This is a genomic window from Nonomuraea turkmeniaca (assembly GCF_005889735.1).
Lineage (GTDB): Bacteria > Actinomycetota > Actinomycetes > Streptosporangiales > Streptosporangiaceae > Nonomuraea > Nonomuraea turkmeniaca.
The window spans coordinates 63,484-79,562 of record NZ_VCKY01000016.1 but is presented as its reverse complement, the minus strand read 5'-3'; the positions used below and the strand labels follow the sequence as shown (position 1 = coordinate 79,562).

Annotated in this window: 16 protein-coding genes; 9 read left to right on the top strand and 7 right to left on the bottom strand. The window is 70.0% G+C overall.

Annotated features, from left to right (window positions below; translation table 11 throughout):
- Window positions 1-806 (bottom strand): helix-turn-helix transcriptional regulator (locus tag ETD86_RS07250; protein WP_138665316.1); only part of this gene is annotated, 806 nt, incomplete at its 3' end.
- A gap of 330 nt (window positions 807-1,136) precedes the next feature.
- Here ETD86_RS07250 and ETD86_RS07240 point away from each other — a divergent pair.
- The 3 genes from ETD86_RS07240 (at window position 1,137) to ETD86_RS07230 (ending at window position 4,101) form a co-directional block, all read left to right on the top strand.
- Entirely contained in the window at window positions 1,137-1,529 is a 393-nt protein-coding gene (locus ETD86_RS07240; protein ID WP_246147728.1) for a cupin domain-containing protein, read from the top strand.
- 61 nt (window positions 1,530-1,590) lie between these two features.
- The gene (locus ETD86_RS07235) at window positions 1,591-2,613 is read left to right on the top strand and encodes a zinc-dependent alcohol dehydrogenase family protein (RefSeq protein ID WP_138665315.1); all 1,023 of its coding nucleotides are present in this window, start codon (window positions 1,591-1,593) and stop codon (window positions 2,611-2,613) included.
- Between the two features lie 333 nt (window positions 2,614-2,946).
- Window positions 2,947-4,101, top strand: a complete 1,155-nt coding sequence (locus ETD86_RS07230) for an alpha/beta hydrolase (protein ID WP_211369882.1) — start codon at window positions 2,947-2,949, stop codon at window positions 4,099-4,101.
- 238 nt (window positions 4,102-4,339) lie between these two features.
- Here ETD86_RS07230 and ETD86_RS57985 read toward each other — a convergent pair whose 3' ends face one another.
- Window positions 4,340-4,807 carry a DUF4158 domain-containing protein gene (locus ETD86_RS57985; RefSeq protein ID WP_246147727.1) on the bottom strand — a complete coding sequence of 156 codons (468 nt, stop codon included), beginning with the start codon at window positions 4,805-4,807 and terminating at the stop codon, window positions 4,340-4,342.
- Window positions 4,808-5,176: 369 nt separating this feature from the next.
- On the opposite strand from ETD86_RS57985, the gene ETD86_RS07220 reads away from it, so the two are divergent.
- Both ETD86_RS07220 and ETD86_RS59025 read left to right on the top strand, forming a co-directional pair.
- The gene (locus ETD86_RS07220) at window positions 5,177-6,673 is read left to right on the top strand and encodes a hypothetical protein (protein WP_138665314.1); all 1,497 of its coding nucleotides are present in this window, start codon (window positions 5,177-5,179) and stop codon (window positions 6,671-6,673) included.
- Window positions 6,674-6,911: 238 nt separating this feature from the next.
- A complete protein-coding gene (locus ETD86_RS59025) occupies window positions 6,912-7,037 on the top strand; it encodes a hypothetical protein (protein WP_281286884.1) in 126 nt (41 codons plus the stop codon).
- Window positions 7,038-7,067: 30 nt separating this feature from the next.
- Here the strand turns inward: ETD86_RS59025 and ETD86_RS07215 are convergent, their stop codons facing one another.
- A complete protein-coding gene (locus ETD86_RS07215) occupies window positions 7,068-8,099 on the bottom strand; it encodes a hypothetical protein (protein ID WP_170222926.1) in 1,032 nt (343 codons plus the stop codon).
- A gap of 196 nt (window positions 8,100-8,295) precedes the next feature.
- Here ETD86_RS07215 and ETD86_RS07210 point away from each other — a divergent pair, with 196 nt between their 5' ends.
- Entirely contained in the window at window positions 8,296-9,048 is a 753-nt protein-coding gene (locus ETD86_RS07210; protein ID WP_138665312.1) for an arsenate reductase/protein-tyrosine-phosphatase family protein, read from the top strand.
- On the top strand, window positions 9,045-9,437 hold the full coding sequence (locus tag ETD86_RS07205) for a VOC family protein (RefSeq protein ID WP_138665311.1): 393 nt from the start codon (window positions 9,045-9,047) through the stop codon (window positions 9,435-9,437). Before ETD86_RS07210 ends, ETD86_RS07205 begins: the two co-directional genes overlap by 4 nt.
- Before the next feature lie 246 nt (window positions 9,438-9,683).
- Here the strand turns inward: ETD86_RS07205 and ETD86_RS07200 are convergent, their stop codons facing one another.
- Window positions 9,684-12,227, bottom strand: coding sequence for a DUF6493 family protein (locus tag ETD86_RS07200; protein ID WP_138665310.1), 2,544 nt, complete (start codon window positions 12,225-12,227; stop codon window positions 9,684-9,686).
- 163 nt (window positions 12,228-12,390) lie between these two features.
- On the opposite strand from ETD86_RS07200, the gene ETD86_RS07195 reads away from it, so the two are divergent.
- Both ETD86_RS07195 and ETD86_RS07190 read left to right on the top strand, forming a co-directional pair.
- Window positions 12,391-12,786 carry a YybH family protein gene (locus ETD86_RS07195; protein WP_138665309.1) on the top strand — a complete coding sequence of 132 codons (396 nt, stop codon included), beginning with the start codon at window positions 12,391-12,393 and terminating at the stop codon, window positions 12,784-12,786.
- A gap of 87 nt (window positions 12,787-12,873) precedes the next feature.
- On the top strand, window positions 12,874-13,695 hold the full coding sequence (locus ETD86_RS07190) for an NmrA family NAD(P)-binding protein (RefSeq protein ID WP_138665308.1): 822 nt from the start codon (window positions 12,874-12,876) through the stop codon (window positions 13,693-13,695).
- An 87-nt stretch (window positions 13,696-13,782) separates the two neighbouring features.
- Here ETD86_RS07190 and ETD86_RS54890 read toward each other — a convergent pair whose 3' ends face one another.
- The 3 genes from ETD86_RS54890 to ETD86_RS07180 form a co-directional block, all read right to left on the bottom strand.
- Window positions 13,783-13,953, bottom strand: a complete 171-nt coding sequence (locus tag ETD86_RS54890) for a hypothetical protein (RefSeq protein ID WP_170222925.1) — start codon at window positions 13,951-13,953, stop codon at window positions 13,783-13,785.
- A gap of 263 nt (window positions 13,954-14,216) precedes the next feature.
- Window positions 14,217-14,867, bottom strand: a complete 651-nt coding sequence (locus ETD86_RS07185) for a response regulator (protein WP_138665307.1) — start codon at window positions 14,865-14,867, stop codon at window positions 14,217-14,219.
- Entirely contained in the window at window positions 14,864-15,973 is a 1,110-nt protein-coding gene (locus ETD86_RS07180; protein ID WP_138665306.1) for a sensor histidine kinase, read from the bottom strand. Before ETD86_RS07180 ends, ETD86_RS07185 begins: the two co-directional genes overlap by 4 nt.
- Window positions 15,974-16,079: the final 106 nt, after the last annotated feature.

Genomic DNA, 16,079 nt, shown 5'->3' with positions numbered 1-16,079 from the left:
GTGTAGACGGTGAGGTTCAGGCCGTGGTCGGCGTGCAGGTCGATGGATTCGTAGTCGAGGGTCAGGTCGCCGACGGTCGGGTGGTGGAAGGTCTTGGTGCCGGCGTGGTGCAGGCGGACGTTGTGGGCGGCCCAGCGGGTGCGGAAGTCGTCGCTGCGGGTGGACAGCTCGCCGATCAGGTCGGTGAGGTCCTTGTTGTACGGGTCGCGGCCGGCTTCGGTGCGCAGCAGGGCGACGGTGGTGTCGGCGGCGACGTCCCAGTCGGGGAAGAAGTCCGGCCCGGCCGGGTCGAGGAACTGGAAGCGCGCGATGTTCGGGCGGTTGCCGGTCACGGCCTGCGCCGCAGACGCAGGTGTGCTCTGGTAGACCGGCCAGTACATGGCGCGGCCGAGCCGGTTGGCGGCCAGCAGGTCCATGCGGCCGTTGCGGATGATGGCCGGGGCGTCGGTCATGGCGTCCAGCATGCGTTGCAGCCCGGGACGGACCTTGACCGCCGGGCGGCGGGCGGTCCGGCGGGGGCCGGGGGCCGCGGCGCGGGCCAGGTCGAATAGGTGGGCGCGTTCGGCCTCGTCGAGCTGCAGGGCTCGGGCGACGGCGTCCAGGACATCGGTGGAGACGCCGCTGATGTGGCCCTTTTCGAGACGGGTGTACCAGTCGGTGCTCACGCCGGCCAGCACGGCGACCTCCTCGCGGCGCAGGCCGGGCACCCGACGGCGGCTGCCGGGGGCCAGCCCGGCCTGCTGCGGGGTGATCCTGGCGCGCCGGGTGATCAGGAAGTCGCGGATCTCGTCTCGGTTGCTATGCACCTCTTCACTGTAGGGAGCGGCCGCGGGCGGAAGGGGGTGGAGGTTGTCCCCCCGATAAACGCGACCTCCCGCCCGTGAGTCGGAACCGGTTGGCTGGACCTTGCCCAGCGGCGGGAGGCGATCGTCGTCCGGCAAAGGAACGCCGTGAAGGAGGTCATCTTCTCCTGCGGCGCAGGTGATCCGACCAGTTCACGGATACAGGGCGACTGAAGGAGGGGATGCAGCGATCACCATCTGGCGTTCTACGCGGGCTGGCCGAACGCGATGACCGCCATGACCGAGCTGAAGAAGATCGTCGAAGAGGGGCGCTGACCAGGGATGCAGCTGATCATGCAGCCACCGACCAGCGAGGCGCCGGCCGAGATGTTCACCGGGGACGCCTGGTGGGATGTCATCTACCAGGGCCAGGAGCCGTCCCAGGCGCGTGCGAACATGGTGCGATTCGCGCCCGGCGCCCGCACCGCCTGGCATTCCCACGCCCTCGGCCAGACCCTGTTCATCGTGGCGGGCGTCGCGCTGATCCAATCCCGCGGCGAGCGGCTCATCGAGGCACACCCGGGCGACATCGTGCACACCCCACCGGGCGAGGAGCACTGGCACGGCGCCGCACCTGAGCATTTTCATTGGTCCACCTGGCGCTGTGGGAGGGCGATGAGACCACCTGGCTGGAGCACGTCGGCGACGCCGAGTACGGGGCGGCCCGCTCCCAGCCTGCGCGGCTGAACTCGGCTGCCTGCCGACCGGCCACATCACGGCACATCTGATTTGGTTGAGGAGATCCATCATGCGTGGAGCAGTGTTGTACGCCCCTGGCGACGTGCGCGTCGAGGACCGCCCGGATGCGGCGATCATCAAGCCGACCGACGCGATCATCCGTCTGTCGGCGACGTGTATCTGCGGCTCGGACCTGTGGCCGTATCGGGGCGTGGAGAAGCTCGACGGGCCGGCCGTGATGGGGCACGAATACGTCGGCGTGGTGGAAGAGGTCGGCAGCGAGGCCACCACCGTCAAGCCCGGCCAGTTCGTCGTCGGCTCGTTCGTCGCCTCCGACGGCATCTGCGAGATCTGCCGCTCCGGCTACCCCTCCTCCTGCGTCCACCGGGTGTTCATGAACGAGGTCGGCACCCAGTCCGAGCGCGCCCGGATCCCGCACGCCGACGGCACCCTCGTGGCCACCCCGGGCATGCCAGGCGCGGAGCTGATCCCCAGCCTGCTGGCCGCCTCCGACGTGCTGGGCACCGGCTGGTTCGGCGCGGTGGCCGCGCAGGCCGGTCCCGGCAAGACGGTCGCGGTCGTCGGCGACGGCGCGGTCGGCCTCATGGCGGTGCTGGCCGCCAGGCAACTCGGCGCCGAACGGATCATCGCGATGAGCCGGCACGAGACGCGTCAGAAGCTCGCGCGCGAGTTCGGCGCCACCGACATCGTCACCGAGCGCGGCAACGACGGCGTGGCCCAGGTCAAGGAGCTGACGAACGGGCTCGGCGCGCACAGCGTCGTCGAGGCGGTCGGCACCCAGGAGTCGATGCGGCAGGCCATCGGCTCCGCCCGGCCCGGCGGTCACGTCGGCTACGTGGGCGTCAACCACGACGTCGCCCTCAGCGGCGAAGAGCTCTTCTTCGCCCAGGTCAGCCTGCTCGGCGGCCCGGCCCCGGTACGCCGGTTCCTGCCCCAGCTGATCGAGCTGATCTGGGAACGGAAGATCGACCCCGGCAAGGTCTTCGACCTCACCCTCCCCCTGGACCGGGCGGCCGAGGGATACCAGGCCATGGACGAACGCCGCGCGATCAAGGTCCTCCTGCAGCCCTGACCGAGCGGTTCGAGTTGCTTTTCGTCCGTTCCTCCTGCTGAGGAGAGGGAGAAGTGAGGCTTCATGTCCGACGAGCTCTCCGGTCACGAGCATGGCGAGGGCGCGGAAACGTCCGACTGGTCCCGACGGGCCCCCCACGCGTGCGATGGAGCCGGTTTCCTGGCTGTTGTACGGCGTGACGGCCTGTCGCCGACGAAGACCGTCACCGGTCCCCGCTCGATCAAGAAATCAACGAGTCCTCACCCGTTGAGGACCCATTCGTATCCGATCAGGGAAGCGTCGGCTTCCCCTGCCGCCGAAACCCTTCGGCGCAGCCCTCAAGGAGCATCACCCATGACCACCACGTCCGAGACCGCCGGACAGACGATGACGACGACGCCCGCGGGCCGCAACCTCACCCGCCGTGGCCTGATCCAGCGGGCCGGTGTCGGCGCCGCCCTCGTGGGGGTGCTGTTCGCGACGGGTGGCACTTCGGCCGCCCAGGCCAGCACGCCCTCAGCGCCGGCGGCTCACGCTGCGCCGAACCTGCCGCCCGGCGACACCTCCAACGGAGCCGACAACTTCTACACCAGCGACAAGGTGACGGTGCAGAAGGTGTCCTTCAAGAACCAGTACCGGATGAACGTCGCCGGGAACCTGTTCATCCCCAAGAACGTCAACCGCCGCACGAAGAACCCGGCGATGGTGGTCGGGCACCCCATGGGCGCGGTCAAGGAGCAGAGCGCGAACCTGCATGCCACCAAGCTGGCCGAGCAGGGATTCGTCACCATGTCCCTTGACCTGTCGTTCTGGGGCAAGAGCGAGGGACGGCCGCGCAACGCCGTCTCCCCGGACATCTACGCCGAGGACTTCAGCGCCGCGGTCGACTTCCTGCGCACCCAGACCTTCGTCGACAAGGAACGGATCGGCGCGCTCGGGATCTGCGGCAGCGGCAGCTTCGTCATCAGCGCAGCCAAGATCGATCCGCGCATCAAGGCCGTCGCGACGGTCAGCATGTACGACATGGGCGCCGCCAACCGCGACGGGCTCCGCAAGTCGCTCACCCTCCAACAGCGCAAGGACATCCTCAACCAGGCAGCCCGACAGCGCGATGCGGAGTTCGCGGGCGGCCCCACCGCATACACCGGCGGGACGCCGGAACAGCTGACTGAGAACTCCACCGCGACCGAGCGGGAGTTCTACGACTTCTACCGCACCGCCAGGGGCTACAGCCCCAACACCACGACGCACCCGACGCTCACCAGCAACGTCAAGTTCATGAACTTCTACCCGTTCGCCGACATCGAGACGATCTCGCCCCGCCCGATGCTGTTCATCACGGGCGAGAACGCGCATTCGCAGGAGTTCAGCGAAGAGGCCTACCGGCTGGCCGGTGACGCCAAGGAACTGATGATCGTCCCCGGCGCCGGCCATGTGGACCTCTACGATCGCGTCAACCTCATCCCCTTCGACAAGCTGACCACGTTCTTCCGCACCAATCTGAAGTGACACCCGGGCGTGGCCGCGCACGGCCGGTGCGGCCGAGCCGCTTCGGCTCGTGGCCGCCATCGTGGAAGGGACGCAAGCCCCCGCCGCGTCGGCGCGGGAGGAGGTGTAGCGGCCCGACGTTGATGGGAGCGCATGGGGTCGGCGACAGCCATGCGCACATCTCGTCGGTGACGGGAATAGCGTATGCCTGGTAGCCCATCACGGGCGGCGTGTGCCCACAGCGCCCACGGGCTTGCGCTCACCGATGCGAACGGGGCGGCGGAGAGTCCGGCCCTCCTGCACGCCACCGGCGATCTCTCCCCCGCCGCGGTCTTCGTCGACACCGGAGCCGGGCACCGCGCAGGCGTATGCCTTTGCCCGCGCCGCGCTGCTCCCAGCACTGCTGATCATCGCCGACTGCAGGAGCCGCCGCCGTGCATTCGCGGAAGCCGAAGTACTTGCGAGTGTCGGCCCGGTGCGCCTTGATCGTACGACCGTCCCACTCATACAGCCCAAGCTCGGGCGCGGGCACGTCCACCAGGCGCGCGACGTAGGCGGCCACCTGGTCGGGGATCTCACTGGGGCCGGTTGGGAACCGGCCATGCACAGCATAAAACCGAAGCATCAGCGCGAACCCGAGCTTGGTCACGCCCCGGCGCCCGGATAACTGGTCCAGCTCGTCGCCGACCAGTGTCCCATTCCCGATCAGATCGTCCTCGTCCAGCACACGCGCCACGAGATCCGGCTCTCTCGCCAGCGGGCAGCACCCGCAGATCCACGATTCTGGTGTCAATACTGACCGTGGTTGATCGTACGGGTCGAGCATCGGCGAAAGATTCGCTATCAGTCCAGGAAAGACCCTCGCTGACGTGCACTAACGCAAGCGCGAGTACCGGGTGGCAGCAGTCTTACCGACACCCCGACCTGCGGGGATGTCTCTACTGCGGGTGTGCCGGGGCCTCGTCTCGAAAGCATGGAATCGAGACCAACGCGGGGCCCGTCACTACGCCCGAGACTTGTGGCGCGCTCCTCCCGGGTCACAGGCCGATCATGAATTCGCACGACACCTCGCAAGATCACCACTACAGTGTCGCGAATGGTACGAAAGTGGTGGAAGACCAACCCCTCCATCTACCAGCACCTGCGTGACGGCGGCGGCGAGGACCTGCCCGACGAGGCCGGCAGGCCGGGGCTCGCGTGGGCGCCAGGCGCGCAGGACGGCGTGCTGATCTACCACTGGGGCGGCCAGGCCGACGAGGAGGAAGTGCGGCGCCTGTCCGCGGCGATCACGACGCTCAAGCCCGGTGCCGTTCGCGAGGCGATCGGAGAGGCACGGATCGTCGCCCTGGTGGACGCCCTGCTGCCCGAGGTCCAGTCCGCCGGCCTGGACCCCGACGGGATCTACGGCCTCGGGTACGCGCTGGCCACCGAGTCCAGCGAGCGAGAAGCCGTCAAGCTGGGGATCGCGCTGCTGGGCCTGTTCGACGCCGCCCACCACCACGACGAGCTCATGACGCTCGGACAGCACGACGAGTTCACCCTGTTCGCGCTGATCGCCCTCTGCAACACCGAAGGCGACGCGACCGCCGACCTGTGGGCGCTGGCCAGGCAAGTGCACGGATGGGGGCGGATCCACCTGGTCGAGCGCCTGGCCCAGGCGCCCGACCCGGCCGTACGCGAGTGGATCGTGCGCCAGGGCTTCCGCAACGCCGTGATGACCGCCTACCTCGCCGGAACCGCCGCCGAAGCCGGCGACCTCGCCGACAGGCTCGCCGGCACCCCGGACGACGAACTGCTGGAAGCAGCGGGCGAGATCCTCGCGACGCTCACCGAAGAGGGCGGGCCACTGGCCGGCATGTCCAGCTACCAGGAGGGCAGGCGCGCAGCCGAGCTGTATCTCGGCCACATCGACGCCCGCACCCGCAGCTTCAGCCCCGCCGACCGGCCTGACACCGGGGGCCTTCGCCACTTCCTGCACGTTCACGCCCTGCGCGGGTACGCCGCCGAGCACTGGCCCGAGCTGCTGCCGCAGTGCGAGCAGATCCTGACCCGCCCGATCTGGGCCGAGCTGGCGCCCCGCACCCTGGCCGCCGCAGACGACGACGCCACGTTCGGCCAAGCCGTACAGGTGTGCGAGCTACTCGGCATCCCGACTTCCGACGCCCTGCGGGAACGCCTGCGCGCCGAACCGTACGGCGAGGCACACTGGCACGCCCTGATGCGCCAAGCGACACCGCAGAGCGTAGACGAGGTCCTCACGCTGGCCGCAGACCTCCTCCCCCTGGCCAGGATCGCCGCCGGACCGGGAGAGGAGAACGGATTCGGCCCGCAGTTCCGCGCCCACCGCGCCCTCGACATGCTCCTGCAAAGCCTGGACGCCTGGCCGGGACGCGGCTGGCCGCTGATCGCCGCCGGCCTCGCCAGCCCCGTCGTCCGCAACCGCAACCTGGCCATTCGCGCGCTGGCCGCCTGGGACCACGCCACGCTGCCGCCCGAAGCGCGCGCCGCGGTGGCGACGGCCCTGCGCGCGGAACAGGACCCCGCGGTACGCGAGCGCCTCGAACGCCTGCACGAGGGGCGGCCGCAACCGTAGTCAGCGGAACCGCCCGAGTCACCGGAGGCGGCCGCGCACTACCGAGGCATCGCGACCCGGGGGAAACCCTGAACCCGGCAGGTCAGCTCGAAGCCGTCACCCAAGAGCAGCGCCTACTGCGCGCTCACCCCCAGCCGCGCTCATGGGCGGCGGCAACCTCACCGCAGCCCGCCGCCCACCGCGACGACAGCCTGCCGACATCGCTCTCGATGCCGATGGACATGGACCCGCTCATGGCATGGCAGCCGCACCACTACGAGGCCTGTTCCACCTGACCGCCCACATCGACATCGACGTCACTACCGTTCGCGCCCAGGACCCCGCCAAAGCACTCACCTGCGCCCGGCGGGGCCTGCATCACTGAGCCGACCTTGCAGACACAGGTTCGAGCCGGTCAGCGGAAGTTGGAGATACGCAGCACCGCCAGCATGTCCGTCGCCCGGGAGCCGGTCGAAAAGGATGCCTCCACACCGACCCAGCCGCGGAAGGCTCCCGCGTCGTCGATGATCTGCATGAGCGGCTTGACGTGGGAGTTGCCCGTGTAACAGAACTGCTTGCGCTCCATCGCCAGGCAAGTGCACCAGTGCCACAACGTGTCGCGGCGGTCCGACTTGGAGATCATCGTGAGGTAGTACTGAATGGAGCTGACATTGGGACGCGTTCCACCGCCGTACTTGGGGCAGCCGCCCGCCTTCTGACACGCGCCACGCGAGGACGGCTGCAGATACGTCAGACACGAGGTGGTGCCAGTGCAGGCACGGAAGGCGGAGTGGCCGAACGGCTGATTGCCCGAAGTGACGATCTTGCCGCTCGCCCAGCTCGTCAGGTCCTGCCGGAGCGAGCCGGGAAACGCCTTCACCGAACTCATCGCACGCCGCGTGCCCAGCGCGGCGTTGCTGCCATAGCCATACCCATGCGTAGCCAGCGTGCTCTGCTTGAGGTCCAGACGGGCCAGCTTGCCGTCAGACGAAGGCCGCACATACCACTGCTCCGTCCACGTCTGGCCGATCTTCCACCGGATGGTCAGCACACCCCCTGACACGGTGTACGTCCCGGCGCGACTCTCATCAGGGCCGCCGGTGAAACCCCCGGCGGTGAGCACCTCGCAAGCGCGGGGCCGCGATGCCGCACCGCCCGCCTTGGTGGTGCAACTCGAGTCAGGAACAGTGCCGGTGCGCTGCCTGGCCTTGGGATAACGCTGCCACCACAAGTACATGGCGGCGGACACCGTACCGTTCGCGGCGAAACGGTAGCTACCCAGGCGTACCCAGTTCTGCCGGGAGGCGGCCTTCAGATGACCCTGCGAGACCACATAGGTGGCCTTGCCGCCCGGCAACGGCGAGACGGCAACCCCGGCCGCGGCCGGCCAGGCAGGCAGGAGGGTGATGGCGAGCACGAAGGAGAGGATTGCCGCTGCGATACGCATGAGACTCCGGAAGGCTTACGGGGCTTCGATCGTCAACGGGCCACCATATTCGGCCGGGACCGGATATGTCTCCGAAACCGCAGCCATGAGGAACCTGGGACTCAAGGCCTGTCATGAGTAGCGATCTTGAGCTCGCATACCCTTCACCATCCAACGCCCAGAAGTACATCAAAACAATTTGATGTAATCTCTAGATATGGCTCCCTCGAGCGAAGCCACCCCGGCCTTCGTACGACTGGCCGCCCATCCACTGCGGTGGCGGCTGCTGACCGAACTGGCCACAAGCGACTACCGGGTCCGCGAACTGGTAGAACTCCTCGGCCAACCACAAAACCTGATCTCCTACCACCTACGCCTCCTGCGCGGCGGCGGCCTGGTCACCGCACGACGCAGCACCTTCGACGCCCGCGACAGCTACTACCACCTAGACCTGGAACGCTGCGCCCACGCACTGGCCGCCACCGGCACCGCGCTGCACCCCGCACTCCGCCTCGACCCAACCCCGCCGACGCCACCGGCATCCACACGCCCAACCGCCGTACTCTTCACCTGCACCGGCAACAGCGCCCGCTCACCGATCGCCGAAGCCCTGCTACGCCACCACACCAGCGGCCACGTCAAGGTGACCAGCGCAGGCAGCCACCCCCGACAAGAGCTCCACCCCAACGCCATACGGATCCTGCGCGACCGCTACGGCATCGACCTCACGAACCAGCGTCCGCGCCACCTGGACGCCATGACCGGCCGCCGATTCGACTACGTGATCAGCCTGTGCGACAAGGTCCGAGAAGTCTGCCCCGACTTCGGCCACCATCCCCGGCGGATCCACTGGAGCATCCCCGACCCAGCCACAGCCGGCGCCCCCGCGTTCGCCCACACCGTGACAGACATCGACACCCGCATCCGCCATCTGCTGCCCGTCCTCACACCACAGGAGGCCCAGCCATGACCACGCCCAACCAACTCGCCGGCGTCCGCTACCTCGTCGACGACGTCACCGCCGCCGTCGACTTCTACACCACCCACCTCGGCTTCACCCTGCACACCAACGCCGCGCCCGCCTTCGCCGACGTCGTACGCGGACCGCTACGCCTCCTGCTGTCCGGCCCCGCCAGCTCAGGCGCCCGCGCCACACCTCCGGACACCCCCGCCGGCCGCAACCGCATCCACCTCATCGTCGATGACCTCGACACCGAGATCAACCGACTCCGCGGCGCCGGGCAGTCCTTCCACAGCGACGTGGTCGCCGGCCCCGGCGGACGCCAGATCCTCCTCACCGACCCCGCCGGCAACCTCATCGAACTCTTCGAACCCGTCCACGCTCCGGCCCGAGCCTGACCACGATCCCCCACAGAGGCGGCGCCAGCCGGGTTCCGGATTCAACGTGACCCCGATCGCCGCCTGACGCCGCCCATCAGCAGCGGTCATCCGCCTCGTCGTCACCGGCCACTCCAACGCGACCATCGCCACGTCGGAGATAGGCGGTCATCCTGACGTACGGAACGAACCCCCTCCGCCGTCGTTGGGGTTTTGAGTGAAGCGAGAACGAAAACTGTTCAATCCCGCCGCCTTTACAATGTAGATTTATAACTGGACGAGTTGGATCAGCCGCCGCGCCTCCTGGATGAGCCTGCTCGATCCCTTGCGGGCCGCGATCGCCGCCACCTCCGGCAGATCCGCACGCACCCCTGCGATCCTCGCCGCCCTGGCCCCCGCAGCCAGCAGATCGGCCAGGCCGGCGCGGGGCCGCTCCCCCTCCTGGGGCAACAACCCCGGCAGCAACGGAACGACCACCGCCCACACCGCCTCGTGCGCACCGGCCTGAGTCGCGTCGTCGAGCACCGACACTACCCGGTTGAGCTTGACGACCTCGGTCGTGACCAGCATCGTGACCGCCTGCGCCAGCTCCGCCGCCGGGACCTCGCCGCGCGCGGTCAGCGTCAGCAGCACGTCGGTGGCGGCCGCCCGCTCGGCCGCTTGCGCGTGTCCCATGGCGCAGGCCAGCGCGTACGCCATGCCATCGCCGAGCGGCCCGTCCCCGTGCGCCAGGCCCACCAGCACGTGCGCGTGGCCGTCGCTGCCCTCCATCGCGGACGGCAGGATGCAGGCCAGATGCGCGGCGACGATCTCCCGGTGCGACGGCATGGCCGGCGGCCACCACTCCGACGTGTAGGAGTAGCCCGACTGGGTCCTCAGCAGCTCGCGAATCGGCTCGGACGCGGCAGGCATGGCGATGGTGACGTCCAGTTCGTGCCAGTCGTAGCCGCCGTAGCTCTGGCGCCGCTCGAGCGCGATCGTCACCTCCGGGTCGGCCGGCCGCTCGCCGCGCATCCAGGCATCACAAGCCCGGCCCGCCTGCGAGCCCAGCAGCCCCGCTCGGCCGACGTCCGCGGCGGAGATCTCGCGCGGGAGCCGCAGCAGCGCCTGGGTCAGGTCTGCGGGCAAGGCCTCCACACCGGCGGCCTCCAGGCGTTCAACCCGGTCGATCAGCACGCCGGGATCGACGTGGCCGGTGCCGGCCGTGGGTGTGGCCAGAAGGACAGGGTAGGGGCCACCGTTCTCGAAGCAGGAGGTGAGCTCGCGGGCGCGGCGCAGGTAGAGCTCGTCGAGCGCCCTGTGGTCGATCGGCCAGCCTCGGCGGGACCGCGGCTTGCCCTGGCGCAACGCGCTGCTGTCCTGCGGGGAGACGGCGGCCAGGAAGGCGCGGCGAAGGGCTTCGACGAAGCTCTCGTGGATCTCGTGGTCATAGACGCCGAAGAAATGCGGATCCAACGGGTCCCACCACGACCGCAACGCCGTGCGCAACGCTTCGCGGTCCCGGTGCCACCATTCGGCCAGCCCGGCCAGAAGCCGTTCGAAGTCGTACGGATCCGGCGGCCAGGCGAAGACGGTGACCGCCTGCGCGAGCTCCTCCGCCGAGCCGAACGGCGGCCCCATCCGGCGGCTGTCGCCGGCGGCCGACAACGGCGTGACGATCAGCTCCTCCGCGGCGATGCCGCCCCCGTAGGCGGCCGACACCTTCTCCCTCAGGTCGCCGGGGAGCCCGGCCGCCGCGTCCCGTACCGCCTCGCGCCCTTCCACGCCCGCCCGCGGCGCCAGCTTGACGGCAAGCCGCACGGCCCGCTCCTGCAACGCCAGCGTGTCCTGCGCGAAAATCATGGCCATCGCACGCAAGGCCGTGTCCACCCGCTCCGGCGGATCCGCACGCAACACCGCGTCACCGGCCCAGGAGATGGCCGCGCGCAGCAGCTTCTTCTCCGGCCGGAACGCCAGCGCCTCCAGCGCCTCGGCGAACAACCCCTCCTCCAGCCGCCCGGCCTCCTCCAGCCGCCGCAGCTGCGCCAGCGCCATGTCGGCCACCGCGACCGGCCCGGCCGGCAGCAGCCTGGCGTAGTCCCTGGCATGCTGGACCGCCTCGTCCAGGTCCAGGTCAAGCCGGTCGTGCAGGCCCACCAGCGGCGTCAGCGCCGCGGACCCGTCGCGCAGCAGCCGCCCGATCAGGCCGTCGATCACGGCCGCGCGCTCCAGCAACCCATCCTCGACCATCCGGACCACGCTCTCCACCACCCGCCACAGCTCGACCAGGCCAAGGCCGTCGATCTCGAACAGGCGCGGCCCGTACGCGGCCAGCAGCGGGTCACCGGCCGCCGCAGCCGGGTCGAGCTGCCGCAACCAGCCCGTCATGAACGCGTCGCCGCCCGGCGGCTGCACACCGGTCTCGCGCACGAGCGCCGCCGCCACCGCCCACGGCCACTGGTCGGCGTGACGCAGCCGCCCGGCCAGGCGCAACGCCACGTCCCCCTGCCAGTCCACGGGGCGCCGGCGCAGCAGCTCCAGAACGCCCTCCACGACCCGGTCCCGGCCCAGATCACGGAAGTCGCGCCGCAGCAACCATCCGGTCACGGCCGAGGCGCCGCTCAGGCAACCCGCGCCCGTCATGAGCAAGGGCGTCAGCTGCCGGTGCCACTCCCACCAGTCGACCTCCCGGCGCGGCTGCCCGGTCAGGTACGTCGACAGCTCGGCCGCGACCACCTTGCGTTCGGCCAGATCCAGCTCGCCGACCAGGCGGATGGTGCCGGGCGCGTCGCCGGCCCGGATGTATTTGAGCAGGTCGTCCCACGTGCTCACGCGGACACCTCCTGGCGGAGGCGGCGCGCCTCCTGCGAGTATCGGCTCACCATGATCGGGACCTTAGCGGGCGCCCACGACAATCCCGCCGGCCTCCACCCGGGCGAATCAGACGCCCATGGCACGCAGCCCGACCAGCGTCAGGTGATATGATCATTTTGTCATGAAGAGTCATGACACCTCGCAGCCGCACACGATCCTCGCCGACTCCCCCGTCCCGCGTTTCGTCGCGGCCATGAACTCCGGCGACCCCCACGCGCTCGACCACGCCTACGAGGACGATGCCCTTCTCGTCCCGATTCCCGGCCGCCCCGTCACCGGCCCCGCCCGGACGGCCGCCAACCAGCACCTGCAGAGCCTCGGAGTCCCCATCGAGGCCCACCCCCGTCACGTCTACGTCGCCGGCGACATCGCGCTGCTCATCGTCGACTGGTCGATGCGCGGCACCGCACGCGACGGCAGCGCCGTCGACCTCAGCGGCACCGCCACCGACGTCGTCCGCCGCGGCGCGGACGGCCAATGGCGCTACGTCATCGACAACCCGCACGGCACCGCCTGACCCCGGCAGGCCTAGGACGGAAGTCCGCCGTCCACCTCGGACCGGAGACCGAGGCGGACGGCGGCAGCCGGTCCTAGCGTCGGAGCCATGACGTTCCTGGTGACCGGAGCGACCGGCAGGGCCGGTCGGCATGTCGTCGAAGAGTTGCTGCGCCTGGGCCACCCGGTGCGGGCCCTGACCCGCGCCCCGGCCAGGGCCCGCCTCCCCGGCCAGGTCGAGGTGGTCAAGGGGGATCTGACAGACCCCGACAGCGTACGGTCCGCGCTGCGCGGCGTCGTCGGCGTCCACCTGCTGACGGTGGGCGGCGACGACTACGCCACCCTCCGCACGGGTCCGGAGCTGGCCAAGATGGCCGCCGAAGCCGGGGTGCGGCGGGTGACGCTGCTGTGGAACGGGGCGCCGGGCCCGGTGGAGGACGCGTTCGAGAGCGGCGACGTCGAATGGACCCGCCTGCAACCGGTGGACTTCATGAGCAACACGCTCGGCTGGGCGCCGGCCGTCCGCGCCGAAGGCCGGGTGTACGAGCCCTTCGGCGACGTCCCCATGGCCGTGATCCACGAGGCCGACGTGGGCGCGGTGTCGGCCGCCGTGCTGGCCGGGGGCGGGCACGGCGGCGAGACGTACACGCTGACGGGGCCGGAGCCGTACACCGCCCGGCAGCGGCTGGCGACGATCGGCAAGATCCTCGGCCGAGAGCTGGAGTTCAACGAGCTGACCGAGGAGCAGGCGCGCGAACGGTGGCGGCAGGCCGGCCACGCCGAGGAGCTGATCGAGCTGCTGGCCTCCTGGCAGGGCAACCCACCCCCCGAGGCGTACACGGTGTCACCGGCCGTGCAGGAGATCACCGGCCGGGAACCGCGCACCTTCGAGCAGTGGGTACGGGAGCACACCGGACACTTCACAGCTTGACACGGCTGCCGCGTGGCGGCCCGGCGGGTGGCGGTGCCGGTAAGAAACGTGTCAGGACGTCGGCGTCAACGTCGCCCTGGTGTACCGCTACTTCGGGTCGAGGGCGGGGTTGTTCGCCACGGCGGCGGCGGACTCGACGATGTTCGGGCAGTGGGACGTGCCGGCCGAGGAGCTGCCTGACCGGATGGCCGAGCTGTTCGCGCCCGGCGCGGCGCACTCGCCCGGCCTGGAGGACCTGCTCACGGTCTGGCGGCTCATCGGGGAGTCCCCTGATCAGGAGGGGCTGCCCGAGAAGGCACTCACCGAGTTTCGTAGCCACGCGGCGGCCCGGGTAACCGACTGGCCTTTGCGGGACCCTTGCCGCCTGGCCGTTGGCAGACTACGAATTCCTAGACGATCTTGTCGCAGCGAGACGGGCGTTCGATGCCGCCGACGCGGCCGTCCACCCGCGACGGCTGTTCCAAGACCCGCCCTATTGAGCGTGCGTCTCGCTGGAGGGTGGTCACCTACGACAACCTGCGTCAGCTCAGCACATTCTCGTGAAGTGCCCGTAATACGGCATTGGTGCGGTCGCGGGCGCCGAGTTTGAGGAGGACGGTCGAGACGTGGTTCTTGACCGTGCCCTCGGCGAGGAAGAGAGCGCGGGCGATCTCGCGGTTGCTGTAGCCCTCGGCGACCAGCCGGAGCACCTCCAGCTCCCGTTCCGTGAGCTGCTGGATCGGGGGAAGGCCGGTGTCGGGCGGGCGGCGCCGGCGGTGGACGGCGCGGATGAGGCGGTCGGTGATCGAGGGGGAGATCAGGGTGCCGCCGTCGGCCAGGACGCGGATGGCGTGGGTGAGTTGTTCCAGGGTGACGTCCTTGAGGAGATAGCCGCAGGCGCCCGCGCGCATCGCGTCGAGGACCAGGGTGTCGTTGTCGAACGTGGTCAGGACGAGGACCGGGGGCGCGTCCGCGGTACCCTTGTGAAGGGCGGTGAGGGTCCAGATGCCGTCGTGGCGAGGCATGCGCAGGTCGAGGAGGACGACGTCGGGGGTGTGCTCAGCGATGGCGGCCAGTGCGGTCATGCCGTCATCGGCCTCACCCACCACCTCGATGTCGTCGGTCAGGTCGAGCAGGCTGCGGATGCCCTGCCGGACGAGGGCCTGGTCGTCGACCACGAGCACGCGGATCACGGCGCGGGCACCCGGGCGATGACGCGGAAGCCGTCGCTGCCGTCGAGCCGTACGTCGCCGCCGATCGCGTCGATCCGCTCCGTCAGGCCGCATAGCCCGTTGCCGGGCCTGATCGCGGGCGTGCCGCGGCCGTCGTCGACGGAGGTGAGCCGCAGGGTGCGGTCCGGCGCGGTCTCGATGCGGATCCGCAGGCAGGTCGCGTCCGCGTGGCGGATGGTGTTGGTGACGATCTCTTGGACGACGCGGGTCAGCGTCATGGTCAGCTCTTCGGTGGCGTGCACGTCGTCGTCGATGTGGACGCTGATGTCGAGGCCGGGGATGTCGCGTACCACGGCGGTCAGGGACTCGCGCAGGTCCGGCGCGTCGGTGCGGAGCCGGCCGACGGTCTGCCGTACGTCACCGAGCAGTTCCCTGGCCACCCGGTTCGCGCGCTTGATGTGCTCGCGCGCGGCGGGGCCGTCGTGGTGCTGGGCGACCTCCAGCTCGAGGGTGAGCGCCGTGAGCTGGTGGCCGATGAGGTCGTGGAGCTCCCTGGCGATCCGCAGGCGCTCGTGGGCGCGGGTGGAGTCGGCGAGCACGACGCTGGCCGCCCGCAGGTCGACGTGCGCCTCGGCGAGCTCGCGGCGCATCCGCTGCTCCCGGATGATCGCGACCGTGCTCAGCAGCGTCGCCGACTGGATCAGCAGGTAGAGCACCGCGCCCAGGAGCATCCCGGTCTCGGTGGCCTCGGTGCGGCTCGCGGCCAGGCCGATCACGACGGTGTTGAGGGCGATCACCACCGGCCCGGCCCACCACGGCAGGATGTACGCGCTCAGGGACGCGGTGAAGACGAGCAGGATCGGCAACCATCCGGCGCTGGGTGCTACCAGGACCGTGAACCAGCTCAGGACCACGGCCACGCCGTAGGAGATCCGCGCCGCCCACGGATGGCTCTCCACGCTGAAAGCGGCGACCAGCAAGGTGGCCAGCAGCCCGGCGAACAGAACGGCCCACACGGCCCGCGGTATCAGGGTCTCGGTCCCGCCCAGCAGGGTCGGCGTCCCCACCGCGACGCACATCAGGAGCACCGCCAGACCCGCCCAGGTGTCCGGCCCGATTCGCCGCATGCGATCACTCTAGTCGGGCGGCGGACGGCGCCGGGGGTGCCGAAAGTCATGGGTGCGCGGGCTGACGATCAGCACAGGCTTCGATGGCCTGCCCGCTCCTAACGTC